The sequence below is a fragment of the Mycobacterium sp. Aquia_216 genome (genome assembly GCF_026723865.1).
Taxonomy (GTDB): Bacteria; Actinomycetota; Actinomycetes; order Mycobacteriales; family Mycobacteriaceae; genus Mycobacterium.
In genome coordinates this window covers 4,087,084-4,112,814 of sequence record NZ_CP113529.1, presented here as the reverse complement: position 1 = coordinate 4,112,814, position 25,731 = coordinate 4,087,084, and the positions used below count along the sequence as shown (strand labels likewise).

Genomic DNA, 25,731 nt, shown 5'->3' with positions numbered 1-25,731 from the left:
GTCGTTGCGCGCGGTGACTCATACGGCTTTGATGTCGGAGGCAACCGGTTTTCGTGCCAGTAGTTCGGCTAACAGCCAAACCGCATAAGCGGCCAGGCCAATCGTGACCGCGGCGCCGAGGTAGGTGGCCACGAGCGACGTATCTGAACCGAGGGTGAGCCAAATCGGAAGAGCTAGGCCGGCGTTGACCATACCGTCAGCCATAGGCAGCAGCGGGATGATCGCCGCCAGTCTCCAGCCGCCGCCCAGCCTGCTATGCAGCGCGAAGATCAGTGCTCCGGCCGCCATCGGCATAATCGACTGAACGGCAGCCTGCCACAGCGGAAATCCCCAGAAGTTCAGTGGTTGATTGCCGTAGTAGGTGTGGAAGCCGGTGAGCACGCCCGGCGTTTCGACGAGCACGTTACTGACCGCGAAGACACCCCAGAGCTGCCAGATACGCACTGCCGGAACTCTTTTGGAGAAGGCCCGGTACGAGAGATAACCCTGGCCACCGACGAACCACGGGTAGGCGAACACCAGAGCCCACGGGATTGGACGGCCAAGTGCGGTGAAGGCAGTGTGCTGCCCGAGTACGGGGAAGTACAGACAACTGAGGACATCGGCCACCGGCTCGAACAACGCGGCCAGCGCGCCGCCGATGAAGCAAAACAGCAGCAAGGGGCCCTTGCCCCGGCGCACCTGCTCGATCGCGATGGCCAGCACGATCAACATCGGTACGCCGGTGACCACCGTGAAGAGCATTTGTGCGGCGCCGGGCATCGTCGTGTTCGCGATATCGGGCACGTGGTGGCTCATCGAACGCTCCTGCGGGTTGGCCCACAGTCAGGACGGACCCCGGCCTTGCGTCGCAACGGGTGCAGCACCCGATCCGGATCGTTGACCAGTTCGGTCATGGGGCGCCTCCGGATCGTGGATCAATTACGAAACTTGGTGTCTCTGGCTGCCGCTACTTTTTCGTGCGGCCAGGAACTTCAATGTCAAATCGTTGAACTGGTCGGGGAATTCGACCATCGGGCTGTGCCCTGAGCCGGAGAAAACAGCGAGTTCGCAGTCGAGCAGCTTGTCGTGCATCTGGTACGCGGACACGGGAGGCACAACGACGTCGTGCTCGCCCCATACGAGGAGGACCGGGCAGGTGATCGATTCGGGCACCGTAGCGTGCACGGAGCGCGCGGCGGCAGGGATGGCGTTGACCGAACCCGGGCCCCCGAATACCGGCATGGACACGGCCGCCAGCTCCGGCGACATGGCACGGGGATCGCGGAAGGCCGCACGAAGCGCTATCCGCCGAACCCACACCTTGCTCGCCAGCGCCCGGCGAACAAAGCGTCGTCGCAAGATCGCCGAGCACAGCCGCAGCACCACGAGAATCGCTGCCAGGCGTCGCTCAGACATCGGCACACCGCCGGAGTCGACCAGAATCAGGTTCGACGTGCGCTGCGGGTCGGCTTTGAACATTTCTATCGCGACCAGACCACCCATGGAATGCCCTGAGATAGTCGCTGATTCGATGCCGAGCTCGGTGAGCAGATCGAGCACCGTGCGCGCGTGGGTGGCCATTTCGGCCGGTGCGGGCAACGGCTCGGATTGTCCGAACCCGGGTAAGTCGACCGCGATGACACGGTGCTGCTGTGCCAGTGCAGGAATGTTCTCAAGCCACCATTGCCAACTGGAGGCCATGCCGTGTAACAAAACTACAGCCGGGCCCGTGCCGTAGTCGAGGTACTGCAACCGCAGGCCGTTGATCACGCGATTCGCGATCGACGGAGCCCAGTCGATGTCAGTCCAGTGCGGAACAGCTGCCTCCCGACTGGCCGGTGACGACGTCATCACCAAAGCCCTTGTCGGCGCCGCGGACAAAACCTCATGGCGGTAGGTTAACGCACGCTGGGTCTTTCGGGCCAGACAGTGTCAGTCTGTTGCGGGATGACGGCGACGAACGACCTGGATGCCCACCATCGTCATGACCAGGTCGCCATTCTGGTCCACCATCTCGTAACGGCAGTGCACATCGGCTTTGCGGGGACCCGTCTTGACCTCGAGCACCATTAGCGATCCGGTCAGCACCGAGCCGGGACGGACCGGGTTCGGCAGTCGTAACCGATCGAGCCCCTTGCCTGCTATCAGCGCGAGCCGAGCCATGAACTTGGGCGATGAGAGGCTGGCGAACAGCGATAGGGTGTGCATTCCGCTGGCGATCACGTCCCCGAACGGGGATTCGGTTCCATCGACGTGGATCGGAAGCGGGTCGAATTTGCTTGCGAATTCGATGATTTCGTCGCGACTCACTTCGACGTGGCCTAGGTCCATCCAGTCGCCGACAGCGAGATCTTCCGCGTACAGCGTCTGATGGGGCGGCACGGCCGCAAGATCGCGGCCCTCATGGCGCGGCAGGCTCATCCGGTCAGGCTAGAGGGTTGCTGCTCCCCGTGTTCGGGCGACCGGGGCGTTTTGCGGCGGTCGGCGGATTGAGGGTGCCGCCGACCGCCTCCATTTAGTACCAAACATTGTTAGGATATCGCCACCGCAGTCCACCGAAAGGACCGTCGATGACGACGCAGACCGATTTGGGCGTGAGCGACTCGTTGCGCGGGCAAGGATGCATCGAAGTCCGCTGCCCTGCCGATGGGCGGCTGGTCGGCACCGTCCCCGACATGACGTCCGGGCGGGTGCACGAAGTCGCGCAGCAGCTGCGTGCCGCGCAACCGGCGTGGGAAGATTTGGGCCCTAGTGGCAGGGCCAAACATGTTCTGCGACTGCTGGACTGGGTGCTCGACAACGAGAAGCGGTTACTCGGCCTGATGCAGGAGGAGACGGGTAAGTCGTGGGGTGACGCCCAGGTCGAGACTGCCGTGGTGGTCGATACGGTCAACTATTTCACCAAGCACGCGGCGGAATTCCTCGCTGACCGCACCGTGGAGCGTTCGGGTGCGATGGCGCTGACCAAGAACTTGCGCGTCTTCCATCGCCCGCATCAGCTCGTGGGCGTTGTCACCCCCTGGAACGGCCCACTGGCCACCCCAACGATCGATGGCATTCCGGCGCTGATGGCCGGAGCGGCCGTCATGTTCAAGCCGTCCGAGGTGACGCCACTGACCTGGGCCGAGGTGACTCGCGGCTGGTTGGAGGAGATCAAGGGGCCCCCAGTGCTGGCGTGCGTGACGGGCGGTGGCGCCGCAGGAGCCGCGGTGGTCGACGAGGTGGACATGGTGCAGTTCACCGGGTCGACGGCCACCGGCCGGAGGATCGCCGCTCGAGCGGGGGAGCGGTTGATCCCGTGCGGTCTAGAGCTCGGCGGCAAGGACGCGATGATTGTCCTCGACGACGCCGATATCGACCGTGCGACTAGCGGCGCGGTGTGGGGTGGTCTGTGGAACTCCGGTCAGATCTGCGTGTCGGTTGAGCGCATCTATGTGCAGGACAAGGTCTACGACGAATTCGTGGCCAAGCTGACCGACAAAGTCGCGGCGCTGCGCCAGGGCATGGACCGCGATGGCAGCTTCGAAACCGACATCGGGGCGATGGCCACCGAGAACCAGGTGCGCATCGTCGAGCGGCACGTTGCCGATGCGCTGCAGGCCGGCGCTCGCGCCCTGACCGGCGGCAGGCGGGGCGACGGCGGCACGTTCTTCCAGCCCACGGTGCTGACGGGCGTGGACCATTCGATGGCATGTATGCGAGAGGAAACGTTCGGTCCGACGCTGCCGGTGATGCGGGTCGGGGACGAGGACGAGGCGATCCGGCTGGCCAACGACTCAACGTACGGGTTGGCCGCCAGTGTGTTCAGCGGGAACAAGGAACGGGCCGACCGGGTCGCGCGCCGGCTGGAAACCGGCGCGGTCAACATCAACAGCGTGCTGTCGGCGACCATGCTGATTACCTTGCCGATGGGCGGGTGGAAGTCATCGGGGGTTGGTGGTCGAAACGGCGGAGCCGCTGGACTTCTCAAGTTCTGCCGTCAGCAGGCGGTTGTGACCGAGCGATTCAATCTGAAATCCGAACCGCACTGGTACCCATATCTGCCGCGGATGGGCCGACTTCAGGCCCGGTTGGTGCGGCTCACCGGAGCGCACGATTGGCGGCGCCGGCTTGGCCGCCGGGGCAAGAATCGCGAGGGGTGAAAGACGTTGTCTCATGTGACCATTGACCCAGGTAAGTGCCAGGGGCACGGCCGGTGCGTGCTCGTCGCGCCGGCGTATTTCGACATGGACGACGCAGGTTTCGGGACGGTACTGCGTGACGATGTCGAGGACGTGGACAAGGCCGATATCGACGAGGCGGTGCTGAGCTGCCCGGAGCACGCCGTGACGATGGAGTGATCCGGGACGGTAGCGGTGTCAACCGGACGCTGCGACGGTCCCCTCGGCGATCAAGGCGCTGACTTCAGCATCGTTGAAACCCGCCTCCCGCAGTACGTCTCGGGTGTCCGCACCCGGCGTCCTCGGTGAGGGTCCGGCGCGCCCCGGGGTGCGGGACAGCCGAGGTGCGGGGTTGGCGGTCACCGAGCCGTCCGGCGCGGTGACGATCGTGGAGCGGGCCCGCAAGTGGGGGTCGTCGGCGAGTTCGCCGAGGTCGAGAACCGGTGCTCCGCAACCGTCGATATCGGCGAACACCGCGGTCCAGTGGGCGCGCGGCTTGGTCGTGAAAACCGCCGCGACCCTGTCGTGCAATTGAGCCCAATGCGCGGGGTCGAGTTGGGCTGAAATGTCGACGTCGTCGATCCCAAGGGCGCCAAGGAAGTTGGCGTAGAACTTCGGTTCGATCGCACCCACGGCGAAGAACCGACCGTCGGAACAGGGATAGGGACCGTAGAACGGCGCGGCTCCGGACAAGATGTGACGACCGCGGCCCGCCCAAATACCCGCGTTGAACTCGGCGAGGTTGGTGAGGTTGAGCAGCGCCGAGCCGTCGGCGATCGCCGCGTCGATCACTTGGCCCCGGCCGGTGACGGTGCGTTCGTAGAGCGCCATCACAATTCCCAACGCGGCGAACAGCGAGCCGCCCGCCAGATCGCCCAGCATGGCCAGTGGCGGTACCGGCCGGTCGTCGCCGATCACACCAAGAGTGCCCGCGACCGCGGCGTAGTTGATGTCGTGTCCAGCCCTGTCGCGGTAGGGCCCGTGTTGACCCCAGCCGGTCAACCGCGTGTAGATGAGCATCGGATTGCGTTCGCACAGTACGTCCGGGCCCAGCCCGCGGCGTTCCATCGTGCCGGGCCGGTTGCTCTCCAGCAGGACATCGGCGGCATCCGCAAGCCGCGCGATAACCTCGGCGCCGCGCTCCGCGCGCAGATCCACCACGACCGATCGTTTACCCCGCGCCAGCGACTTGGCCGGATCGAAGGGGTGCGAGGCCGCGGGCCGTTCGACCGAAACCACGTCGGCTCCGAAGTCGGCAAGCAGCATCGAACAGAATGGGCCGGGTCCCAACGCGCTCAGGTCCAGCACCCGCACCCCGGTCAACGGCGGCACACCGGCGTCGCTTGGCGGCGGAAGCTGGACCACCCGGTCAAGGTACCAAACATAGTTTGTTTGTGCGGCTGCATTCCGGTGTGAACGCTCGGATGCGGGGGCCGCGGTACGCCGATAACCGGTTACTAGGGCACTTTTGCCGCACCTCGCCGCTGGCCGGCAAAAACCAAATAATGATCGTCAAATGCTTGATGATGTTTTAGGCTGAGGCCATGACCATGCGTACGTTGATCCAGCTCAGCAAGGGCAAGACGAGCAGGCAGGCCCACCGCAATCTGCCCGGCGCGGGTAGCAACGGCGAACTGCTCAAGGACGATGAACTCACCCGGCGGGGCTTCGACGGCCGAGAGGCCGTGTTGTATCGCTCCAACGACCCGACGGTCTTCCGCACCGAAGGCCGGTTCAAGTCGACGAGCGTCATGCTCGGCGACATCAAGCCGGAGGACCTCACCGATGCGCGGGGAAACCCGCAACGGCTTTACTACAACGCCGACGCCACCATCTGGCTGTCACGCCGGGCCGAGCCGATGCCGTTCTACCGGCGCAACGTCGACGGCGACGAGTGCTGGTTCGTCCATCGGGGGTCGGGAACCGTCGAGACGGAATTCGGCCCAATCGGTTACGGCCAAGGCGATTACATCGTCATTCCCAAGGCGATCACGCACCGGTTCGCGGTCGACGCCGGCGAGACCATCTTGTTCGGAATCGAGACAGTGGGTGAACTGCGGGCACCCACCTACGTCGGGTTGGGCCGTCACGCCCCCTTCGATCCCGACGTGATCCGCGTGCCTGAGCCCGCCGCGATCGCCTCGGATCGCGACGAATACGAGATCAGGGTCAAATACGACCACGAGTACTCGTCGATCTACGTCGACAATCACCCGTGCGACGTGCAGGGCTGGAAGGGTGACTACTTTCCGTTCGCGTTCAACATCGGTGACTGGAACGTGATCATGTCCGACAGCCTGCATTTGCCGCCGTCGATGCATTGCTTTCTGGTCGCCGACGGCATCAACATCATCAACCTGCTTCCGCGCCCGTTCGAGACAGTCGCGGGAGTGGAGCGTATTCCGTGGTTCCATCGCAACGCCGACTACGACGAGATCGCCTTGATCCACGGCGGAAAATCACTCGGACGCCCACTCAAATCTGGCCTGGTGAGCCATGATCCGCAGGGGATTCACCACGGCTTCCCGGATCGTGCTCGCATCAAGTCTCGCCGCGAATGGGACGAGCACTCCAGGATCGAGTGGGAGATCATCATGGTCGAGGCCGCGCGGCCGCTGAAATTGGACCCCGTCGTGCAGGCCTGAGGGCTGGGCGGGAAAGAGCTGCGCAGGTCACATCCGGTGTTGGACGTGATCTACTTCATATGGCATGCTGGCCAATTAAATACCAAACGCTGTTTGAGAACTGTTCGACCGAGATTGGGAGCCGTCTCGATGACCTCTTCCGCTGTTGATCGCAACCTCGCCGTCCTGCTCCACACTTTCGACCTGTTCGACCCTGAACACGAGAACTGGAAGTACGACGCTTTCGCCTACGCTCGCGAGCATTGTCCGGTCGTGCGTACCGAAACCGAACTGACCGGTCCAATGTGGATGGTGACTCGCTACGCCGACGTCCGCACCGTCCTCGAGGATCCGGAAACGTTCTCCTCGCAGGGAGGTTCACCCGCGCCTACCCCGATCGGGCTCGGCCCGCTGGACTCGGATCCTCCGCTGCACACCGGATTTCGCAAGCTCCTTAACCCGTACCTGTCGCGCAAATACGCACTGACATTCGAGGACGAGATGCGCGACATCGCCCGTGAGTTGATCGCGGGGTTCGTCGACAAAGGAGAAGTTGAGCTCCTCGGTCAGTTCGCCGGGCCGTTCGTGTCGCGGGTGCTGGCGTCCGTGGTCTTCAAGGAGACTGACATGGCCAAAATGGAGCGGGCCAAGGAGGTCGTCTTCGCCGTGACCGAGGACGGCACCGAACAGGATTTCATAAATCTGGGGATGCTCGCCGCCGAATACCTCTCCGCGGCCACCGAAAACCCGCCGGAGGAAGACGGCATCCTGCGGTCCCTGGTCACCGGCACGGTCGACGGTAAGCCACTGGAACCGCACGAGGCGCTGGGCGCCATCTGCGTGCTGTTCCTGGGCGGGCTGGACACGACGCGCTCAGCGATCGGAACCATCGCCATGAATATCGCGCTGCAGCCCGAACTTGAAGCCCGCGTGCGAGATCCGCGTTGGGTGCGTAACGACATGGACGAGTTCATTCGGCACGCGTCCCCGGTGGCCAGCTTCGGGCGCACGGTCACCCGCGACACAGAGGTCGGCGGCTGCCCGATGCGCAAGGGCGACCGGGTGCTGGTTCGATTCGACTCGGCCAACCGTGACGAAGAGAAGTTCCCAGACGCCGATCGGCTGCAGTTCGACCCACCGCGCGGCGGCAACGCCGGCTTCGGTCTGGGCATCCACCGATGCGTCGGTATGCACCTGGCCCGGGTCGAGATCGCGATCGCGTTTGAAGAACTGCTGGCGCGGATCACCAACCTCAAGTTCGACGGGGATCCGGCCGAACTCAAGTGGGCTCCCGGTATCGCCAACTGCCCCGACCGCGTCCCCCTCACATTCGAAAAGCTCTAAACGGAAACGTATTTCGTCTATGCCCGATTGGAGAAATGGATGACCGGACGGGTGGCCGGCAAGGTCGCGTTAATCACCGGAGCGGCCCGCGGCCAGGGGCGCAGCCACGCGTTGCGACTGGCCAGCGAGGGCGCAGACATCATTGCGCTCGACATCTGCCGACAGATTGAGTCGGTACCATATCCGCTGTCGACACCCGAGGATCTCGAGGCGACTGCCCGCCAGGTCAAGGAGCTCGGCCAGAGCGTGGTGACCTGTGAGGTCGACGTCCGCGACGGTGAGGCGCTTCTCGCGGCGGTGAACGACGGAGTGGCCCAGCTCGGTGGACTCGATATCGTGATAGCGAACGCCGGAATCCTCTCCGTCGGTGCGTCTTTCGAGCTGTCCGAGCAGAGCTGGTCGCAGGTGATCGATACCAATCTGTCGGGGGTGTGGCGCACGACCAAAGCTGCGGTGCCACATCTGATCGCCGGGGATAAGGGCGGCTCGATCGTGCTCACCAGCAGCATCGCCGGGCTCGTCGGCCAGCCCGGGATCGGGCACTACGTCGCGGCCAAGCACGGCGTGGTCGGGCTGATGAAGACGCTGGCTCTTGAGCTCGCGCCGCTGAGTATCCGCGTCAACAGCATCCACCCGACCAACGTGGATACTCCGATGATTATGAACGAGGCGACCTATCGGGTCTTCCTGCCCGATGATCCCCACCCGACCAGGGAGAAATTCGCGGTGCCAGCCGGCGAGATGAACGCGCTGCCGGTGCCGTGGATCGAGCCCGGCGATGTGAGCAATGCGGTGTTGTTTCTGGCCAGCGACGAGGCTCGTTATATCACCGGGATCTCGCTGCCGATCGATGCGGGCGCGGTGATCAAGTGAGGGTCGGCGGTGTCGAACCATATGACCGGTGACGACGTGTTCGACGTCCTGGTGATCGGTGCTGGCGCCGGAGGAATGGCGGCTGCGGCACGCCTGAACCGCCTCGGGTACCGGACCCTGCTGGCGGAAAGCCGGGACCGAGTCGGCGGACGCGCCTCGACGGTCGACATCGAGGGATTCCGGGTCAACACCGGCGCGTTGATCATCGAGACCGGCGGCGAAAACGGGAAGCTGTTCGACGACTTGGATTTACGGATGGGGACCAGGTTGCCTACCCAGCCGCTCGTGTTGCGTTTGGGCAAACGCGACATCCCGGTGATGAACGGGGTCTCCGGTGCGGCATTGCAAGCATTGGTGTCGCTGCTGGGTGTCACCGCTCGTCGCTTCCCTCGGCTGCGGCCCGCGCCGCGGCGCACGCTCGCTGACGTGACGGCCCGCCGCGGCCCGTTCCTACGTGGCCTGCTGCGCAACCTGACCAGCGCCCTGTTCGCCGCCGAGCCCGCCGACGTGGAAGCCGCGTTGCTGTTCGACTACCTCACCAAACCGAAGGCCTTGGACACCTACGCGATGCACCCCGAAGGCAGCATCGGTCCGTGGCAGGTGTTGGCTGACGACTTCGAGCGCGGCGGCGGGGTGCTATGGCTGAATAGCGAGGTCAGCCGGTTCACATTCGACGATGCCGGGTCCGTCGATGGCGCGATCGTGCGTCGCGACGGTGCCGACGTCTCGGTCGCGGTACGCGCCGCGGTCAGCAATGCCGGCCCGGTGGCAACGGTACGAATGTGCGGCGATGAGAACCTGCCCGACGGCTACGCGGAACGCATCCGTGCGCAGTCGGCGCCGAGCACTCTGATCACGGTGAACTTCGCGAGCCGGCGCCCGCTGACCACGGTGCCGGGAGTGGTGTTCTTCGGTCCGACCCGGCGCTTGGCGTATGCGGCCAATCTGACCGAGACGTGTCCCGAGATGGCGCCACTCGGATGGCATCTCTACGCCGGCGCCAGCACGCCGCATCCGGCTACCGGTACCTTCGACGAAGCCGCCGAGGTCGAGATGTTGAAAGCCGATCTTGCCGAACACTTTCCGGGCTTCGATACGGCGAAGATCTTGTCGATCCAAATCTGTGCGGGGGAGGACTGGCCGGCCCAACGGGCAATCGCAGGCCGCGACCTTCCGCAGGCCACCACGATTCCCAACCTGTTCAACGTCGGCGACGGAGTGCGGGAATGGGCGACGGCGGGGCAGAGTGGCTGCGTCCACTCGGCCCGGTTGGTGGTCGAACGCATTGCGTCGCAGTTACCGGTGCTGGCTAAGCGGGTCGACGGTGTGGTTTGATGGCAAGAACCAATTACTGTTTGGTTAATCAACCGCGAATGGTGAGGCGATGAAGACGCTTGTCATCGGTGGCACCGGATCCACGGGTGTCCCGGTGCTGGAGGGTCTGCTGCGTCGGGGACACGACGTGACGATGCTGCATCGCGGCGTGCATGAACCCGACGGGTTGCCGGATGTCCCACACATCCACGCTGATCCGCACTTCCCGGAATCCCTGACCGCGGCCGTCGGTGGTGCACAGTACGACCTGGTGCTGGCGATGTACGGGCGGGTCGCCAGCATCGCCGAGGTGTTCGCCGGCCGGTGCGGCCACTTGATCAGCATCGGCGGCGTGCCGGCCTATCGTGGCTGCCTGCGAGCGGCGCAGGTGCACCCGTATGGCATGGCTCTCAACGCCCGCGAGGACGGGCCGCTGTCCGACAGCACCGAGCCGGTGCCGAAGTTTGCCAAATTGATTCGAGCCGCCGAACGCGCCGTATTCGACCGGGCCCAAGCCGGGGATTACCGGGGCACCGTGATCCGCTACCCGGCGATCTACGGCCCGCGTAACCTGGTGCCTTGGGAGTGGTCGGTGATGCGCCGGGTGCGTGACGGCAGGCGTCGGATGATTTTGCCGGACAACGGATTATGGATCATCTCGCGGTGCGCGGGCCGCAATGCTGCCGAGGTGGTGCTCAGCGCGGTCGACCATCCAGACATAGCGGACGGGCAGGCCTACAACGCCGCCGATGATGAGCAGTTCACCGTGCGGCAGTGGGCCGAGACCGTCGCCCACATCATGGGCGCCGAAATGGAATTCGTCGGCGTCCCGCGGGAGATGGCGCCGTCGGCGCTCATCGAACTGTTGCCGCCCGGTGGCGATCCGCACATCCTTCTGGACAACGACAAGGCCAAGCGGGAGCTCGGGTACACGCAGGTGGTAGCCGCCCGCGTGGCAATGGATGAGGCGGTCCAGTGGCTCAGCGCCAACCCGGTGACGGCCGCGGATTATCCGTTGTATCCGGCGCGTTTCGACTACGACGCCGAAGACCGGCTCATCGACGCTTACCTGCAAGCGGTGCAATGGGTGCGTGATCAGGCTCCGGACAAAGCGCCCGATGTGCGACACCCGATGCCGCATCCCAAGACCGTGTCCGTCGGCCGCGACGAAGGCGGCCGGTGAACCTATGACCAGGAGGCCGTGGTGAGCCGTATGTGGCGCCGATTCCAGGAGCTCGTTGGTGTCGAATATCCGGTCATGCAAGACGGCATGGGCCCCTCGCCCACGACATACCTCGCCGCCGCAGTATCGGCGGCCGGCGGGCTGGGCACCGTGAGCTGTCCGAGTATCGTCAACACCTCAGAAGAATTCCTGCGCAGGGGTTTTCGCAGTGCCATCGAGTATGTCGCCTCGAACACCGATCGGCCCTTCGCGGTCAACGTGCCCGTCGGTCGCACTCCTGACGGAGAGCTGTTGCTGGTCAGCCGGACCTGTATCGACGAGGCGATATCGGTCAAGCGGGATGGCGGCCGGGCCGGCGAACAGTTACGCGCGATCGTGACATCGGCGGGTTTCGCCGGCGAATTCGGCTCCGCCATCCGAGAATCGGGTCTGGTACACATGGCCAAGGTGGGTTCGGTGCGGCACGCGCTGAAGGCCGCCGAATCCGGCGCGAACGTCATCATCGCTTCCGGCTATGAGATGGGCGGTCATACCCACGCCAAGGGTGTGCACACAATGGTGTTGGCGCCACAGGTGATTGATGCCCTCGATGTCCCGGTGGTGGTGTCCGGCGGCGTTTGCGACGGGCGTGGGCTTGCCGCGGTGCTGGCGATGGGCGGAGCCGCGGCGGCAATGGGGACTCGCTTCATCGCCACCCAGGAGCATCAATGGCATCAGGCCTACAAGCAGCGCATCGTCGACGCCAAAGAGTGGGAGGACGTTGTCTACGGCGGCATCTACGCACCGATCCGCGGGCTGCGCAATGGCGCGATCACCGCGCTGGACAAGGCGCGAGAGTCACTGTCGCCCGAGGAGTTTCAGGCTTGGGAAGAGGAACAGATACGTGTGGCCCAGCGCGACGGCGACGTCGAGCGCGGCCTACTGGTCGCCGGGCAGGTATCCGCGGCGATCCACGACATTCCTACCGTCGCCGAGCTCGTCACGCGCATCGTCGCCCAGGCGCGTGAGCTGCTGGCCGCTTCGGCGTCGGTGTTGAAAGAGCCGGCGTGTCCGTAACCGAGACGGTCGATGCCGACGGAGTCGCCGAGCTGGTGGTGCGCCACCCGCCCGCCAATGCCTACACCATCGGCGATCTGGCTCGGCTCACCGAATTGCTGCGCAGCTACGAGCACCGCGAAGAGGTGCGGGTTGCCGTGTTGCGTGCCGACGGCAACGGGTTCTGCGCCGGCGGTGATCTCAAGGAGGTCCAGTCGCTGTCCGGGTTTGAAGGAATCCTGGGCCAGGCAAGGGGCTCGCAGGATTCCAGCTTGGCGATCTCCGAGTGCCCCGTACCGGTGATCGGTTGCATCCACGGTTACTGCGTCGGGGTGGGGGTGCTGCTGGCCGGGACCTGTGACGTGCTCGTCGGTTGTGCCGCAACAAAGTTCGTGCTCGCCGAGGTCGACAACGGAGCGACGACCGGTGGCGTGCAGGCGCTCGGCCTGCTGCCCGAGAAGCGGATGCGCGCCGCGATGTTCACCTGCGAACCGATCGACATCTCCGAGCTGTACGCCTACGGCAGCGTCTACCACGTGGAACCGACCGTGGTGGCGGCGGTGGACAGGGCCAGGGAGATCGCGGCGACGATTGCGAAAAAGACGCCTCGGGTAGTGCGCGCGATGAAGCAGTCGTTGAACAACACTGCCGCTCGTGACCTACGCACGCTGTATCGACAGGAGCTCAGCTACACCTTCGAGCTCAATATGCTCGGAGACGCCTCCGTTGCCAGGCAAACCTTCCTGGATCGGACTCGCACGGGCTACCTGGACGGCGACTGAGCAGCGCCGGCTCAGGCCGTCGTTGCCGGTTCCAGCCGGATCGGTAGCGCGGTGGCAAATCCGGTGAGCAGGCGTGGTCCGGGGGTGAAGGTGGCGGGCATTGCCAGATAGCCGTTGACCAGCGGGATCGTCGGGTACTGGCGGACTCGCTCGTGGTCGATCACGTAGTCCGGCATCCGATTCAGGACCTCGTCGAGCAGAACGGTCAGCTCCATCGGCGCCAAGAATGCTCCGAGGCAGCGATGCACACCGAACCCGAATGACAAATGCTTGCCGCCGTTTTCGCGGTCCAGACGAACTTCGTCGGGGTGCGGAAAGACGGCGGGGTCGAGATTGGCCCCACCGATCGCGCAATACACGCGATCACCCGGTGTGAATCGGTGTCCTTCGATCTCAACGGGTTTGGCGACGGTGCGCGCTACCCCGGTCCCCGGAGGAAAGTAGCGCAACATCTCATCGATGGCCGACGGAATCCGGGCCGGGTCGGCGATCAGCTTCTCGCGGTCGCTGGGATGCGCGCCCAAGTAGCCGAACATGTGCGCGATGAGCGCCGTCGAGGTGTCGATACCGCCGTTGAGCAACATGAACAACAGTTCGGTGATCATCTCGTCATCGAGCGGTTCGCCATCGACCGCACCGGTCAGCAACGCGTCGACCAGATCACCGCGTTCGCCGGCGGTATCTCGCCGCTCGACGACGGTCGATCGCACGTCGTCGACCAGCGCCACCAGATCGCGCACCGAACCTTTTTCCCGGTAGACGGCCTTGTGCAGGGTTGTGGCGTACTGCTCCCACTTGTCCAGCGACAGGCCAAAATAGTCGAGGGACACCATCGCGGGCAGTGGATTCGCGATCTGGTCCACGAAATCGACACTGCCGGAGTCGATGACGCGGTCGATCGTCCAGGACACGATCTCTTGCATCCGCGGGCGATAGGCCTCAATTGCCTTGCGCGACAACAGTGGTGCCAGCAACTTACGGTAAGCCTGGGATACCGGCGGGTCCATCTCCATCATGCCCATGCGAACGGGGTTGGTAGGCACCGTCGCGCCACCTCGGACGGTGCCGTCACCGAACCGCAGGTCGCGGCCGCTGACAAATGTTTCGGGGTCGGCGAGCACCTTTTTGATGTCGTCGTAGCGGGTCAGTACCGAGTAACCGTCGTGTCGATCACTATGGGCCACCGGGCAGTGCCGGCGCATGTCGGCATATATGCCGCGCCAGTGCTGGGCGAAATCTCGCGAGTGATGGTCGAACTGATCCACAGCGGCTCTCCCGATCCGGATGGCGACGCTGGCTACCGTACCAAACGACGTTTGGTATAGCAAGGTTGCCCGGCTCGCTCCTGTTGCCGTCGCGCGCCTATTCTGTTCCGCGATACGGATATTGCGCGACATATTCAACCAAACAGCATACGGTTATGATGAGTGCACCCCGATGTGCCGCACGAAACGTTGAAGGGGATCGGCGATGAGCATCGAGCACCACGCGACCGACGTTGTGCACTATCACTCACGTCGCCGGCCGGATCGGCCGGCGATCGACGATGTCCGTTCCGGTGCGGTGCATACGTGGCGCGAACTCGAGGACCTGGTCGCCGGCTTGGCCGGGGCGCTCGCCGACGAACTTGGTGTCGGCCGAGGTGACCGCGTCGCGGTGCTGGCCGCCAATCACCCCTGGGTGTTGATTTTGCAGTTCGCCTGCATGCGGATCGGAGCGATGCTGGTTCCGCTCAACTTCCGTCTGGCGCAGCCGGAGTTGGAGTTCTGCTGCTCGGACTGCGAACCCGTCGTGCTCGTCCACGACGCGATCTGGGCGGATGCGGCCGCCCGAGTGGGCGCTGCCGCGGGGGTTCCGCGGCTGGCATCGTTCGGTGTCGAGGACGCGGCGTACGACATCGTTGCTGCCACGCAACACGCGTCGCCCCGTCGTGCGGCGCCGATAGTGGCGGTCACCGACCCGATCCAATTGATCTACACCTCGGGAACCACGGGACGCCCGAAAGCCGCGATCTGTACGCACCGCATGCTGCATTACCAGATGCTGAATTCGCTCGACCCGTACGAACTGAACTCTGGCAGCCGCTATCTGGCAGTCCTGCCGTTCTTCCATGCTGCGGGGCTGAACAGCATGACGAACCCCATCTTGGCCCTGGGCGGCACGGTGTCGGTCGTGCCGGCCTTCGACCCGGCCGAGGTAGTGCGACTGCTGAGGGACGCGGCAAAGGGATTCACCCACTTTTCCGGAGCACCCGTGATGTATCAGGTGATGGCGGGGGTTCCGGAGTTCGCCGACGCTGACTTCAGTCACATGCGCCACGGCCAGGTCGGCGGCGGCTTTTTGAATTACGACATCACCAAGGCTTTCCACGAGCGCGGTTGGCCGCTGAGTCCCGGATACGGCGCAACGGAGATGGGCCCCATCGTCAGTGTGATACGGCCGTCGGACACGCTGAGGAAGTTCGGTTCGTGTGGTGATCCGGTGCAATACACCAATATTCGCATTGTCGGGGCCGACGGCCGCGACGTCGAGGTTGGGGAGGCCGGGGAACTGTGGGCCAACGGGCCGGCAGTGACGGGCGGTTACTGGCGCCGCGAGCGCGACGATGACGCTGCGTTCAACGGCGATTGGTTTCGGACCGGAGATGCGGTCAAGTGCGACGAAGACGGATTCTTGACGATGGTCGACCGCTTCAAGGACATGTACAAGTCGGGTGGTGAAAACGTCTATCCGGCAGAGGTCGAGCGGGTGCTGCAAGAGCATCCTGACGTGGCCGACGCTGCCGTCATCCCCGTCGCCGACGCGCGCTGGGGTGAGGTCGGCCGGGCGCTGATCGTGCTGAGTTGTGGCGTTGAGCTGGACTGCGACGTGCTCGCAGAGTACTGCCGCGAGCGCCTGGCGCGGTACAAGGTGCCGACAGAGTTCGTGGCGGTGGAGCCTTTCGAGCGCAACGTGACCGGCAAGCTGCCCAAGGCCGATTTGAAGAAGCGGTACGGGTCGCCGGCGTCAAGCGTCTCGGCGCAATGAGTGTCGGCCGCCGGGGACGGCGGTGTTTGGTTAATCTGAAACCACACATTCCCGGAAGGCGAACGGCATGGTACGGCCCAAGGTCGCGTTGATTTCACGGCGCAAAGTTCTCGAGGCGGCGCTCACCATCATCGACGAGGACGGCCTGGCGGGCCTGAGTATCCGCCGGCTGGCCGATGTACTCGGCGTCAACGGCGCGTCGCTCTACCATCATTTTGAAAACAAGGACGAAATACTGGTTGGGGCAACGGAATTAGCGCTCAGCAAGGTTCGTACGCCCGAAGAATCGGACGACAACTGGCGGCACTGGCTTTCGCAAAACGCGCGCAATCTGCGCAATGCGTTGCTCGAACACCCCGGACTGGTACCACTGATCGTGTCCAAGCGGTCGCTCGGGATGGGTGTTCGGATGTTGGACACTTCGGCGGAGCGGCTGATGGCCGAGGGCGTGCCGAGCGCGGCGGTAATGCCCCTGCTCGACGCGCTCGAGTTGTTCGCTATTGGCAGTGCCCTGCATGACACGCAGGGTTATTCTCCCGAGGATCAGCACGATATCGATTCCGACAAATACCCGGCGCTGGCCAAAGCGATGTCGGAGAGCGGTCTGTCCTCCGAAGAGATCTTCGACCTCGTTACATCGAGCATTCTGGATGCCATCGATGCGGCGGTGAAGGTGCGCCAGGCCAGGTGGTTGCCGACGGCCCAAGTCGACGACAAAACCGGCGCTAACGGTCGCGGAAAGCGGACCTAGGACCGCGGGCACGAACCGCTCCCGGGACTCGACCGGCCTGCCGCGCAGGCGTCGTCGGTAATCCGCTTATTTCCATCGCCTACGGCGATATTGGTTGATTAACAACGCCTTTCAAACAGCGCGGTCTCGCGCTGTTTGCATCACCCGCTGATCGCGCCCGCGCCGTCCGTCGGCGAAATGTGTGACTTGACCCACTGGTGTGCACTATGTATGAATAGTGTGTACACCAGCGCCGGATCGGCATGCACAGTTCAGGAGCGGGAATGAAAAGAAGCGATAGCGGTCACGAGCGTGCCGACGTGGTTGTAGTGGGTGCCGGCCACAATGGCCTTACGGCGGCTTGCTATCTCGCGAAGGCCGGGTATGACGTGCTGGTCGTGGAGGCATCGCCGGCGATCGGCGGTATGACCTCCACTTACGCAACCATTCCGGGTGCACCCGATCACCTGGTTAACGAGGGAGCGGTCCAGGCGTCGCTGTTCCGCGCCACCACAATCGAGTCGGACTTGGACCTTGCGCGGTACGGGTTTCGCCAAATCGTCGCCGATCCCCAGCACCTGCATCTGGGACCTGATGGCGAGTCACTCGCCATCTGGCGCGATCCGGTCCGCACCTCTGACGAGCTCCGTCGCTTCTCGAAAAAGGATGCTCAGGCGTGGCTGGACATGTCCGAAACGCTCGACGTGATGATGGACGCGATGCTGGCTTACATGGCCTCGCATCCCACGCGTCCGAGCGTGAAGGAGATGTTGAAGGGCGCGCGAAACATGGCCCGCCACCCGAAAACCAGTATCGCGCTGAGTCGATATTTTTCGGTATCGCATGCCCAGATCATCGACGAAGCATTCGAAACTCCGCTTGTGCGAGGCAGTCTCGCGCAGATGCCGACGTTCGACTGGATGCGACGCGATGGAACCGCGTGGGGAATGATCTATGTAGCGCTTGTCCATCGGACCAACTCTTCGCGTTTTGTTGGTGGAACGGGTGCTCTACCAAGCGCTCTGGAAGCATGCCTGGTTGCCCACGGGGGTCGGGTGCGGACTTCAGCGCCGGTTGAAGAGATCGTTTGCCGAAACGATCGTGTCGTCGGCGTCAAACTCCGCAGCGGTGAAGAGATCCAGGCGAACGCGGTGCTCGCTGCCTGCGATCCGAAGCAGGCGCTCGACCGCTTGTTGCGCAAAGGAACGTTGCCGCCCAAATTGGAGACCGCTGCGGCCCACATCCCGACAACCACAACCGGTGCCGGCCATATGAAGGTAAACGTGGCGCTCCGCGGTCAACTTCAGCTACCGCGGCATACCGCTTGGCGCAGGGACGAATTGGACCTGCGTAAGCCGGTGACGTGTTGGCACACGTTCGAGGAGCATGTTGCCGGATGGGACCGGGCAGTGAGAGGCGATTGGCCTGAGCGCCAACCATTTCTTTCGGTGATCCCGACGGCGATTGATCCGACACAAGCGCCTGCGGGGCAGGACACGCTGTGGATCTGGAGCGGCGTCGTACCCAACCAATCCCGTGAACCGTGGGAGAGTGTGCGCGACCGGGTAGGGGGCGCAATCCTCGCGGACTGTGCGGATTATTACGACGGGATCGAAGAACTGATCATCGACCACACCGTGCTCACCCCGGGCGACGTAGCAACGCGATTCAACGTCAGCGACGGCAACGTGTACCACGTCGATCCGTCGTTGATGCGCTTTGGCCCGCTTCGGCCCGCACAAGGCTTGGCGGACTACGCGTCTCCAGTTCATGGGCTCTTTCTGGGAGGCGGAGGAATGCATCCGAGCGCAGGCATCTGCGGGCTCCCCGGCCAGCTTGCGGCTCGCACCATGATCCGCAAGCTGCAGAAGGATCGGCTGATTCGCCGATTGCTGCCTGCTCGATCGGCACCGCGATCCGGCTCATCCACCGCGGTAAGCACGTCGAACGTCACCGTCGGCTAGAAAGGAAATCTCTCGAATGTCGACCATCATCTGGTTCCACGACTCCGACGCCACCGACAGCGAACGCGTCGGGGGTAAGGGGCTCAACTTGGCCCGTCTTTCCGCAGCCGGGTTCAGGGTTCCCCCGGGGTTCACCCTGAGTACCCAGGCGTATACATCGTTCGTGGCCACCCTGCAGAGCGAGATCGATCACGTCCTCGACAACATTGATTTCGCCGACCCAGAGGCCGTCGAATCCGGGACAAGCCGAATCCGCGCACGTATCCAGGCCGCCGATCTCCCTGCCGGACTGGCGTCCGATCTGGAAAGCGCATACGCCGAGCTGGGTGGCGACACGTTCGTGGCCGTGCGTTCGTCGGGAACGGCGGAGGACCTCGCCGACGCGTCTTTCGCCGGATTGCACGACACCTATCTGAGCATCCGCGGGACAGACGAAGTGATCGCGGCGGTCAAACGCTGCTGGGCGTCAATGTGGAATGCGCGCGCGACCGCCTACCGCCACGACAAGGGCATCGCGCATTCCGGGGCGAGCATCGCGGTCGTCGTCCAGGCCATGGTCGAGTCTGAGGTCGCCGGCGTGCTGTTCACAGGTAATCCGCTGACTGCCGCCACCGATGAGTTCGTCATCAACGCTAGTTGGGGGCTCGGCGAAGCGGTGGTGGGCGGGCAGGTGAATCCCGATGAATTCGCCGTTGCTCAACGCGATTTGACAGTGATCGGCAGACAGCTGGGATCCAAGGAACGCAAGTTCGTCCGCGATCACATCAAGCGTTCCGGTGCGGTTGAAGAAGCAGTCAGCTTCGTCGACCGAGAGCGGTTTTGCCTCGACGACGGGCAGGTTCGCGATCTGGCGCGGCTGGGACAGCGTGTCCTCGCCTACTACGAGGGCATCCCTCAGGACATCGAATGGGCCTATGCCGCGGGGACTTTCTATCTGCTGCAGTCGCGGCCGATTACCGGCGTCGAGTTCTCCTGGGACGCAGACGTCGACCAGTGGCAGTGGCTCGAATTCGACCCTGAGACCACGTGGACAAGGGCCTGGGCCGACTCGAACTGGACCGGCGCCAAAACGCCGATGTTTTATTCTTTGCGGGCCTACTCGATGACCCGGGGGGAGGAGTTCACCAATCGCCGCCGCGGCCTGGAGGGCGCCGCCAAAAAGCCGTACCTGCGGTATTACCAAGCCGAGGTCTACTACAACTGCGACCTCGATCGGGAGGTTGTCACGGGCACGACCCCGAAAGCATTTCGGGCCCTGCTGCCGGACTTGAATTTCATCCCGCCGGCGTGGCAGGAAGACGTTCTCAACGCCGACTTCAATATCATGCAGTGGTTGCAGTTGCAGGCGCGCATCGCGTTCCTCGGAGGACAGCACGCTCCGCACAATTGCCAGGTCAAGTGCCGCGAATATATCGCGAGTACCAGTTGGCACCCGTCGAATCTTCCTGTGTTGACCGAATTGTCGGACGAAGAGTTGAAGGAATACATTCGCCGGTTCAACGAGGCCGAGGCGACTTATTGCGAGGACGTCTGGTTTTTGTTCCTGCAGCATGCCCGTGACGCGTTGTGCTTGCTGCCGATTCTGCTGCAAAAGTGGTATGCGGGTGACCCTTTGATCGCGCACGACCTGCTGGCTGGCACCACCCGGCCGTCGCGCACCCTGATCGACAATGCCGCGCTGTGGCGGTTGGCGGAACGAATCCGCACCACACCGGTGCTGCGCGACGCCTTCGACGAGCATGAAGGCCCGGCGTTCTTCGAACACCTCGCCCAACTGCCGGAGGGCAAGGAGTTCCTCGCCAGCTACTCGAAGTTCCTCGAGGACAGTGGATTCCGCGGCCACGCCGATCGTGACCTGATCTTCCCGCGACGGATAGAAGACCCGTGGATCGACTACCGCAATTTCCAAACACTCCTGTCGGTCGATGACCCGGTCGACCCGGAGGTCCGCGAGGAAGCGGTGAATGCGCGCCGCGAGGCCGCTGTCGCGACGGTTGTCGCGGCATTGCGGGAGCAGCCATTCGGCACCCTCAAAGCCGATGCTTTCAAAGCGCTTGTCGCCTACATCCACGATTTCATCGTGCTGCGCGACGACCAGCGTTGGAGCCTGGATCGCCTCACTCTGTCGACGAAGCTGGTGCTCGGCGAGCTTGCGCGGCGGGCCCGCGAACGCGGTCTGCTGGCCGGTGAAGACGATCACTTCTTCCTCACCAAGGACGAGTTCTACGAGGTCCTCGACCAGCGGGCCAGTATGCCGTTGGTACACGCGAAGATCGCTGCGCGCCGCCATAACTGGGAACGCAACGAGAACAAGATCGCCAATTTGCCGTTGTTCATGCGTCATGGCCGAGCAGTCGATGTCGGTGTCGAAGAAGTCCCGGTCGGGGACGGCCCGCTACAGGGAATCCCGACCAGCCGCGGCACGGTGACCGGCAGGGCGCGCGTCGTGCGCACGCAAAAGGAGATCGGCATCGTCCGGTCCGGGGAGATTCTGGTCTGCAACAGCACGGATCCGGGTTGGACACCGGTGTTCGTGGTTGTCGGTGGCGTGGTCACCGAGACCGGAGGCATGCTGTCCCACGCGTCATGCCTATCCCGGGAGTATGGGCTGCCCGCCGTGCAAGTCGCCTCGGCGATGCAACGCATCCCCGATGGTGCGACCATCACCGTGCACGGCGACACCGGTCAGGTTGTCATACACGATGCCGACGTATCTGCGACTGCCGATTCTCAGCCACTCACCGGCGAACCATCACTGACGTTGGAAGGTGTCTCCTGAGCGCGAATGCACGCCACGAAGGATCGGAAATCGGGACGGCTTCCGGCCGGCCGTCGTTCCAAGACATAGGCGGGCAGCGGGTTGCGACGGGAGGGCTGGTCGCGCCGGGTAACGTCTACCGTATTGGGGGTTCGTTGGTTTCCGACGACGATCTCGATGCGTTGGACACGTTAGCGCTGCGCACCATCGTCGACCTTCGTGGATCGACCGAAGACCGTTCGGTCATGCAAGGTTTCGCGTTGCGGCGGTCGATCGAGTACCGACACATCCCGATTCACGTCGCAACGGTTGCGCAACTGGCCTCGGTGCCAAGCTCAGTCGAAGGTGCGCGCGCCTTCATGGAGCGTGTCTATCGGGAAGTGGTCAAGAATCACGGCTCACAGTTGGCAGCGGCTATCTCCGCACTGGACTCGCCACTACCTGTCGGTGTCGGCTGTGCTGCCGGTAAAGATCGCACCGGGGTCTTGGTAGCACTGTTGCATGAAACACTGGGCGTATCACGCGAAGTGGCTTTGGCCGAGTACGTTCGGTGTGCTCCCAACCCGACGCTCGTCGGAGATCGGCTACTGGGGCTTTTGCCGGCGAGTCATCAGGTTACCCCTGGCTTCCGGTACATCCTCGAGCCTCAGCCAGATGCGCTCATGGCGGCCCTGACCTGGATCGACAACACCTACGATGGCGTCGAGGGGTATCTCATCGCTGCGGGGGTAGCGCCGGCCACGATCAATCGTCTGCGCGGCACGATGGTCCTGCCGCTCGATGCGCCGAAGGCGGAATAAGCCGCGCGGCGCCGATACCCTTACGTGAATGAAGGAAAACCGGGGTCATCGGCGATGGCGCGAGCACTCAGGTGGCAGTACCCCTGAGACGGCGATCTTCTCTGCCATGGAGCGTCTGTTAGCCGACCAACCGTTACACGAAGTGAGCGTGGAGAAGATCCTGCAGGCTTCCGGGGTGTCACGCGCGGCGTTTTACTATTACTTTTCGTCGAAGTACGACGTGGTCGCCTCCTTGGCCGAGACGGTGCTCGATGAGATCTATCACCTGCTCGACGCGTGGACTGACAGCGATGGGGAACCGTCGCCGGCGCTGTTGCAGCGTGGCCTGCGCAGCGGTGTGGATTTGTGGACCACGCACGGTCCGCTGCTGGCCGCGATGATCGAGAACATGCACGCGGCAGATGGTCTAAAAGAGTCCTGGGTGGGATTTCTCGATCGGTTCACCCAAGCAGTCGCCGCCAAGATCGAGGGAGACCGGCGGAACGGGACGGCACCCCGCGGGCTGCCGGCGGACGCTGTCGCCGGCGTCCTAGTGTGGTCGGCCGAACGTCTGCTCTATCTGGGGCTGCGCGGACTCGATCCCGCGGTTCCGACTGTCGAAGCGGCCGGAAATGCATTGATCGTACTGTGGACCGCGGCAATATACGGCGAAGTCGACATGCAGAGCGCGGCTACCTGATGGCGACGAAAACCAAGAATGGCAATCCGCAAACCCGCCAGGCGATCCTCGACGCACTCGAGCGCACGTTGGAAAACCGTCCGCTGGGTGAAATCGCCGTCACTGACATTCTCGCCGAAGCCGGCCTATCGTCTCGCACCACGTTCTACCAACATTTCGGCGGCCGCGATGAAGCATTCGTCGCGCTCGTCGGTCGTGCGCTCAACGAAATCGGCAATGAGGTCATGGCCGCGATCCACGATGCCAGCGTGCGCCGAACGCCGTTGCTGCGCAAAGCAGTCGATCGCTGGATGGTCCGCGGCGGTCGTCACCGGCATTTGGCCCGCAATATGCTGCTCGAATGGCCACGGATACCCGAATTCAGGGAGATCTTCGTAGCTTTCATGACCGGCCTCTCTGAGCAGCTCGCCGCCGCGATCGACGAGGATCGTCGGGCTGGACTGGTCGTGACCGCTGTGCCGAGCAGCACGGCCGCATCGATGGCGCTCTGGTCGGCTGAGCGTGCGATGCATGCGACGATGGTTGGCGCCTACGGCTTTGCCAGTTCTGCGGCCACCGCCGATGCCCTAGTGGCGCAACACCTGGCTCTGGTCTACGGCATTAAGCCGACCGCGAAATAGACACGGACAACAGGGTTTTCGCCTAACATCCGCGGAAAGCGGGCTTAGCGCCCGGTCCATGGGCGAGCAGTGTTTTGACGCCAATCGCGGCGTCTTCGCTGCTGAGGACCGGTCCGGCCAAGTCGGGTGTGGCGGCGTCGGCGGCCGCGACCCCGCGATCGCGCGCCAGCGTGATGATCTGCTTGGCGATCCCAGTCGCCATCGTCGGTCCTGCCGCGAGTTCCGCGGCGAATTTGCGGGCCTGGGCCAGCAACTCGGGTCCGGGCAGCACCTTGTCGACTACTCCCCAGTCGTGCAGCAAGCAGGAGTCATAGGTGCGCCCGGTGATGACCATTTCGGTGGCGTGCGCCACCCCGGCGCGTGCGACAAGACGCTGGGTGCCCCCGGCGGCGGGGGTGATGCCCACCTGGGCCTCGACAAGCCCCATGCTCGCCTCCGAAGCCGCCCAGATGAAGTCGCACGCCAACGTCAGTTCGAGGCCGATGGTGAGGTTCAATCCGTGGACCACGGCGATGGTGGGCAGCGGCAGCTGCTCGATGCGCTGAATCAGGCCCAGCAGGCGTCGACTGAACTCAGTGCCCGCGGCCGCGTCCATCGTGGTGAATTGCTGCGCCCGGACCCCGGCGCAGAAAACCTTGCCTTCGGCCCGCAGGATCAGCGCGCGTACGCCGTCCGGAAGATCGTCCAGTACCGCGTCGTACGCGTCGGCAACTTCAGGGGTGAACAAGTTGAGTGCGTGCGCCGCCCATACGATCTCGGCCACGTCGCCGTCTCGCTCCAGCCGAAGATCGCCATGACGGATGGTCATGTGCGGAGCGTACTGACCTCGGACACAGTTAATCAAGCACTGTTTGTATAACCCGGCCGAGCAGCTATCGAACGCCCGCAATTCGTTGGTGCGCGAACGTGTCTCAACGGGGGAATTGCCCGTCGTCGACCTTGACGATGGTCCCGGTAACGAACTCCGAGGCCGGCGCGGCCAGGTAGAGCAGCGTGCTGTCGAGTTGGGCTGGATCTCCGATGCGTTTGCGCGGCAGGTCGTCGGTGAAATCGCCCACGCGGGCGATCCGGCCTTCCATCATCTCGGTCATGAACGCGCCGGGCGCGATCGCGTTGACATTGATTCCGTAGCGGACCCACTCGACTGCGAGCGTCTCGGTCATCCGGTTGATGGCTGCCTTGGTTACCGAGTACAGCGCGGCGCCGTCGCCCTGGTAGTGATATGCGCCCATCGACGAGAGGTTGATGATCCGCCCGGGTAGCTTTCCGGCGATCAGGCGCCGAGCAACCTCGCAGGTCAGCACGAATGGCCCGCGCAGATTGGTGTCGATCACCGCATCGATCAACTCCAGCGACATCCGATGTGCCCGTTGGGCATCCGGGATCGCTGCATTGTTGACCAGGGTCGTGATGGTCCCGAATTCCTGCTCGGCACGATCCAACGCGTCGCTCAATCCGGCGGGCCGTGACACATCCATCGCCACCGCTGCACAACGGTGTCCGCGCGCACTGATCTCCGTGGCGACCTGCTGGAGGAGTTCGAGGCGGCGGCCGGCCGCCACCACGGCCGCACCGGCATTGGCGAGCACCGTGGCGAAGCGGCGTCCGAGTCCGGCGCTGGCGCCCGTCACCAACGCCACTTGACCGTTGAGGTCGACCGAGTCGTGCGGAAGCGGAAACCTGTTGGGCGGGTTCATGATGGGCACCATCGCCATTTCTGTCGTCGCGCTCCGGGAGTTGAGCTGGCCAACCTAGAGCCGCCAGCCTAGTGGCTTTAGGTTACTGCCTAGTTGCCGGCCCGTCCCGCACTGATTTGAGACGTCTAAACTCAAAATGTTATGGTGGCGTCCGTGCGC

General features: G+C 63.9%; 23 protein-coding genes. 16 read left to right on the top strand and 7 right to left on the bottom strand.

Annotated elements, in window-relative coordinates:
• Positions 1 to 18 precede the first annotated feature (18 nt).
• The 3 genes from OK015_RS19255 to OK015_RS19245 form a co-directional block, all read right to left on the bottom strand.
• Entirely contained in the window at positions 19 to 798 is a 780-nt protein-coding gene (locus OK015_RS19255; RefSeq protein ID WP_268125485.1) for a hypothetical protein, read from the bottom strand.
• 123 nt (positions 799 to 921) lie between these two features.
• Positions 922 to 1,833, bottom strand: coding sequence for an alpha/beta fold hydrolase (locus OK015_RS19250; protein WP_268125483.1), 912 nt, complete (start codon positions 1,831 to 1,833; stop codon positions 922 to 924).
• An 81-nt stretch (positions 1,834 to 1,914) separates the two neighbouring features.
• Positions 1,915 to 2,403 carry a MaoC/PaaZ C-terminal domain-containing protein gene (locus OK015_RS19245; protein WP_268125481.1) on the bottom strand — a complete coding sequence of 163 codons (489 nt, stop codon included), beginning with the start codon at positions 2,401 to 2,403 and terminating at the stop codon, positions 1,915 to 1,917.
• Positions 2,404 to 2,552: 149 nt separating this feature from the next.
• On the opposite strand from OK015_RS19245, the gene OK015_RS19240 reads away from it, so the two are divergent.
• Together OK015_RS19240 and OK015_RS19235 are read left to right on the top strand one after the other, a co-directional pair.
• Entirely contained in the window at positions 2,553 to 4,124 is a 1,572-nt protein-coding gene (locus tag OK015_RS19240) for an aldehyde dehydrogenase family protein (RefSeq protein ID WP_268125479.1), read from the top strand.
• 15 nt (positions 4,125 to 4,139) lie between these two features.
• Positions 4,140 to 4,322 carry a ferredoxin gene (locus OK015_RS19235; protein ID WP_268125477.1) on the top strand — a complete coding sequence of 61 codons (183 nt, stop codon included), beginning with the start codon at positions 4,140 to 4,142 and terminating at the stop codon, positions 4,320 to 4,322.
• Between the two features lie 18 nt (positions 4,323 to 4,340).
• Here the strand turns inward: OK015_RS19235 and OK015_RS19230 are convergent, their stop codons facing one another.
• On the bottom strand, positions 4,341 to 5,507 hold the full coding sequence (locus OK015_RS19230) for a CaiB/BaiF CoA transferase family protein (RefSeq protein WP_268125475.1): 1,167 nt from the start codon (positions 5,505 to 5,507) through the stop codon (positions 4,341 to 4,343).
• A gap of 185 nt (positions 5,508 to 5,692) precedes the next feature.
• Between OK015_RS19230 and OK015_RS19225 the strand changes: the two genes are divergently transcribed.
• The 7 genes from OK015_RS19225 to OK015_RS19195 all read left to right on the top strand — a co-directional run bounded on the left by OK015_RS19225 (position 5,693) and on the right by OK015_RS19195 (position 13,297).
• Positions 5,693 to 6,787 carry a homogentisate 1,2-dioxygenase gene (locus OK015_RS19225; RefSeq protein WP_268132905.1) on the top strand — a complete coding sequence of 365 codons (1,095 nt, stop codon included), beginning with the start codon at positions 5,693 to 5,695 and terminating at the stop codon, positions 6,785 to 6,787.
• A 129-nt stretch (positions 6,788 to 6,916) separates the two neighbouring features.
• Complete coding sequence (locus OK015_RS19220) at positions 6,917 to 8,110, top strand: cytochrome P450 (protein WP_268125473.1); 1,194 nt, start codon at positions 6,917 to 6,919, stop codon at positions 8,108 to 8,110.
• Positions 8,111 to 8,149: 39 nt separating this feature from the next.
• Positions 8,150 to 8,983 (top strand): mycofactocin-coupled SDR family oxidoreductase, encoded by an 834-nt coding sequence (locus tag OK015_RS19215; RefSeq protein WP_268125471.1) that lies wholly within the window; start codon positions 8,150 to 8,152, stop codon positions 8,981 to 8,983.
• A gap of 9 nt (positions 8,984 to 8,992) precedes the next feature.
• On the top strand, positions 8,993 to 10,318 hold the full coding sequence (locus OK015_RS19210; protein WP_268125469.1) for an NAD(P)-binding protein: 1,326 nt from the start codon (positions 8,993 to 8,995) through the stop codon (positions 10,316 to 10,318).
• A gap of 49 nt (positions 10,319 to 10,367) precedes the next feature.
• Complete coding sequence (locus OK015_RS19205) at positions 10,368 to 11,480, top strand: epimerase (protein ID WP_268125467.1); 1,113 nt, start codon at positions 10,368 to 10,370, stop codon at positions 11,478 to 11,480.
• A gap of 30 nt (positions 11,481 to 11,510) precedes the next feature.
• The gene (locus tag OK015_RS19200) at positions 11,511 to 12,536 is read left to right on the top strand and encodes an NAD(P)H-dependent flavin oxidoreductase (protein ID WP_268132904.1); all 1,026 of its coding nucleotides are present in this window, start codon (positions 11,511 to 11,513) and stop codon (positions 12,534 to 12,536) included.
• Positions 12,527 to 13,297 carry an enoyl-CoA hydratase-related protein gene (locus OK015_RS19195; RefSeq protein WP_268125465.1) on the top strand — a complete coding sequence of 257 codons (771 nt, stop codon included), beginning with the start codon at positions 12,527 to 12,529 and terminating at the stop codon, positions 13,295 to 13,297. The genes OK015_RS19200 and OK015_RS19195 overlap by 10 nt, the downstream gene beginning before the upstream one ends.
• An 11-nt stretch (positions 13,298 to 13,308) precedes the next feature.
• Here the strand turns inward: OK015_RS19195 and OK015_RS19190 are convergent, their stop codons facing one another.
• Entirely contained in the window at positions 13,309 to 14,562 is a 1,254-nt protein-coding gene (locus OK015_RS19190) for a cytochrome P450 (RefSeq protein WP_268125463.1), read from the bottom strand.
• 205 nt (positions 14,563 to 14,767) lie between these two features.
• Here OK015_RS19190 and OK015_RS19185 point away from each other — a divergent pair, with 205 nt between their 5' ends.
• The 7 genes from OK015_RS19185 to OK015_RS19155 all read left to right on the top strand — a co-directional run bounded on the left by OK015_RS19185 (position 14,768) and on the right by OK015_RS19155 (position 23,875).
• Positions 14,768 to 16,324, top strand: a complete 1,557-nt coding sequence (locus OK015_RS19185; protein ID WP_268125461.1) for an AMP-binding protein — start codon at positions 14,768 to 14,770, stop codon at positions 16,322 to 16,324.
• A 67-nt stretch (positions 16,325 to 16,391) separates the two neighbouring features.
• Complete coding sequence (locus OK015_RS19180; protein ID WP_268125459.1) at positions 16,392 to 17,075, top strand: TetR/AcrR family transcriptional regulator; 684 nt, start codon at positions 16,392 to 16,394, stop codon at positions 17,073 to 17,075.
• Between the two features lie 242 nt (positions 17,076 to 17,317).
• On the top strand, positions 17,318 to 19,018 hold the full coding sequence (locus OK015_RS19175) for a phytoene desaturase family protein (protein WP_268125457.1): 1,701 nt from the start codon (positions 17,318 to 17,320) through the stop codon (positions 19,016 to 19,018).
• Positions 19,019 to 19,034: 16 nt separating this feature from the next.
• Positions 19,035 to 21,797, top strand: coding sequence for a PEP/pyruvate-binding domain-containing protein (locus OK015_RS19170; protein WP_268125455.1), 2,763 nt, complete (start codon positions 19,035 to 19,037; stop codon positions 21,795 to 21,797).
• Complete coding sequence (locus OK015_RS19165; RefSeq protein WP_268132902.1) at positions 21,731 to 22,576, top strand: tyrosine-protein phosphatase; 846 nt, start codon at positions 21,731 to 21,733, stop codon at positions 22,574 to 22,576. The genes OK015_RS19170 and OK015_RS19165 overlap by 67 nt, the downstream gene beginning before the upstream one ends.
• Before the next feature lie 106 nt (positions 22,577 to 22,682).
• Entirely contained in the window at positions 22,683 to 23,255 is a 573-nt protein-coding gene (locus OK015_RS19160; protein ID WP_268125453.1) for a TetR/AcrR family transcriptional regulator, read from the top strand.
• Positions 23,204 to 23,875 (top strand): TetR/AcrR family transcriptional regulator, encoded by a 672-nt coding sequence (locus tag OK015_RS19155; protein ID WP_268125452.1) that lies wholly within the window; start codon positions 23,204 to 23,206, stop codon positions 23,873 to 23,875. The genes OK015_RS19160 and OK015_RS19155 overlap by 52 nt, the downstream gene beginning before the upstream one ends.
• Positions 23,876 to 23,897: 22 nt before the next feature.
• On the opposite strand, the gene OK015_RS19150 is transcribed toward OK015_RS19155, so the two are convergent.
• A complete protein-coding gene (locus tag OK015_RS19150; RefSeq protein WP_268125451.1) occupies positions 23,898 to 24,683 on the bottom strand; it encodes an enoyl-CoA hydratase/isomerase family protein in 786 nt (261 codons plus the stop codon).
• A 103-nt stretch (positions 24,684 to 24,786) separates the two neighbouring features.
• The gene (locus OK015_RS19145; protein WP_268125450.1) at positions 24,787 to 25,572 is read right to left on the bottom strand and encodes an SDR family NAD(P)-dependent oxidoreductase; all 786 of its coding nucleotides are present in this window, start codon (positions 25,570 to 25,572) and stop codon (positions 24,787 to 24,789) included.
• Positions 25,573 to 25,731 lie beyond the last annotated feature (159 nt).

Coding starts and splice junctions, on each gene's coding strand:
- OK015_RS19185 (WP_268125461.1), top strand. CDS start 14,768: ATGAGCATCGAGCACCACGCGACCGACGTTGTGCACTATCACTCACGT.
- OK015_RS19205 (WP_268125467.1), top strand. CDS start 10,368: ATGAAGACGCTTGTCATCGGTGGCACCGGATCCACGGGTGTCCCGGTG.
- OK015_RS19175 (WP_268125457.1), top strand. CDS start 17,318: ATGCACAGTTCAGGAGCGGGAATGAAAAGAAGCGATAGCGGTCACGAG.
- OK015_RS19150 (WP_268125451.1), bottom strand. CDS start 24,683: ATGACCATCCGTCATGGCGATCTTCGGCTGGAGCGAGACGGCGACGTG.
- OK015_RS19255 (WP_268125485.1), bottom strand. CDS start 798: ATGAGCCACCACGTGCCCGATATCGCGAACACGACGATGCCCGGCGCC.
- OK015_RS19245 (WP_268125481.1), bottom strand. CDS start 2,403: ATGAGCCTGCCGCGCCATGAGGGCCGCGATCTTGCGGCCGTGCCGCCC.
- OK015_RS19170 (WP_268125455.1), top strand. CDS start 19,035: ATGTCGACCATCATCTGGTTCCACGACTCCGACGCCACCGACAGCGAA.
- OK015_RS19220 (WP_268125473.1), top strand. CDS start 6,917: ATGACCTCTTCCGCTGTTGATCGCAACCTCGCCGTCCTGCTCCACACT.
- OK015_RS19225 (WP_268132905.1), top strand. CDS start 5,693: ATGCGTACGTTGATCCAGCTCAGCAAGGGCAAGACGAGCAGGCAGGCC.
- OK015_RS19180 (WP_268125459.1), top strand. CDS start 16,392: ATGGTACGGCCCAAGGTCGCGTTGATTTCACGGCGCAAAGTTCTCGAG.
- OK015_RS19215 (WP_268125471.1), top strand. CDS start 8,150: ATGACCGGACGGGTGGCCGGCAAGGTCGCGTTAATCACCGGAGCGGCC.
- OK015_RS19145 (WP_268125450.1), bottom strand. CDS start 25,572: ATGAACCCGCCCAACAGGTTTCCGCTTCCGCACGACTCGGTCGACCTC.
- OK015_RS19160 (WP_268125453.1), top strand. CDS start 22,683: ATGGAGCGTCTGTTAGCCGACCAACCGTTACACGAAGTGAGCGTGGAG.
- OK015_RS19200 (WP_268132904.1), top strand. CDS start 11,511: ATGTGGCGCCGATTCCAGGAGCTCGTTGGTGTCGAATATCCGGTCATG.
- OK015_RS19240 (WP_268125479.1), top strand. CDS start 2,553: ATGACGACGCAGACCGATTTGGGCGTGAGCGACTCGTTGCGCGGGCAA.
- OK015_RS19250 (WP_268125483.1), bottom strand. CDS start 1,833: ATGACGTCGTCACCGGCCAGTCGGGAGGCAGCTGTTCCGCACTGGACT.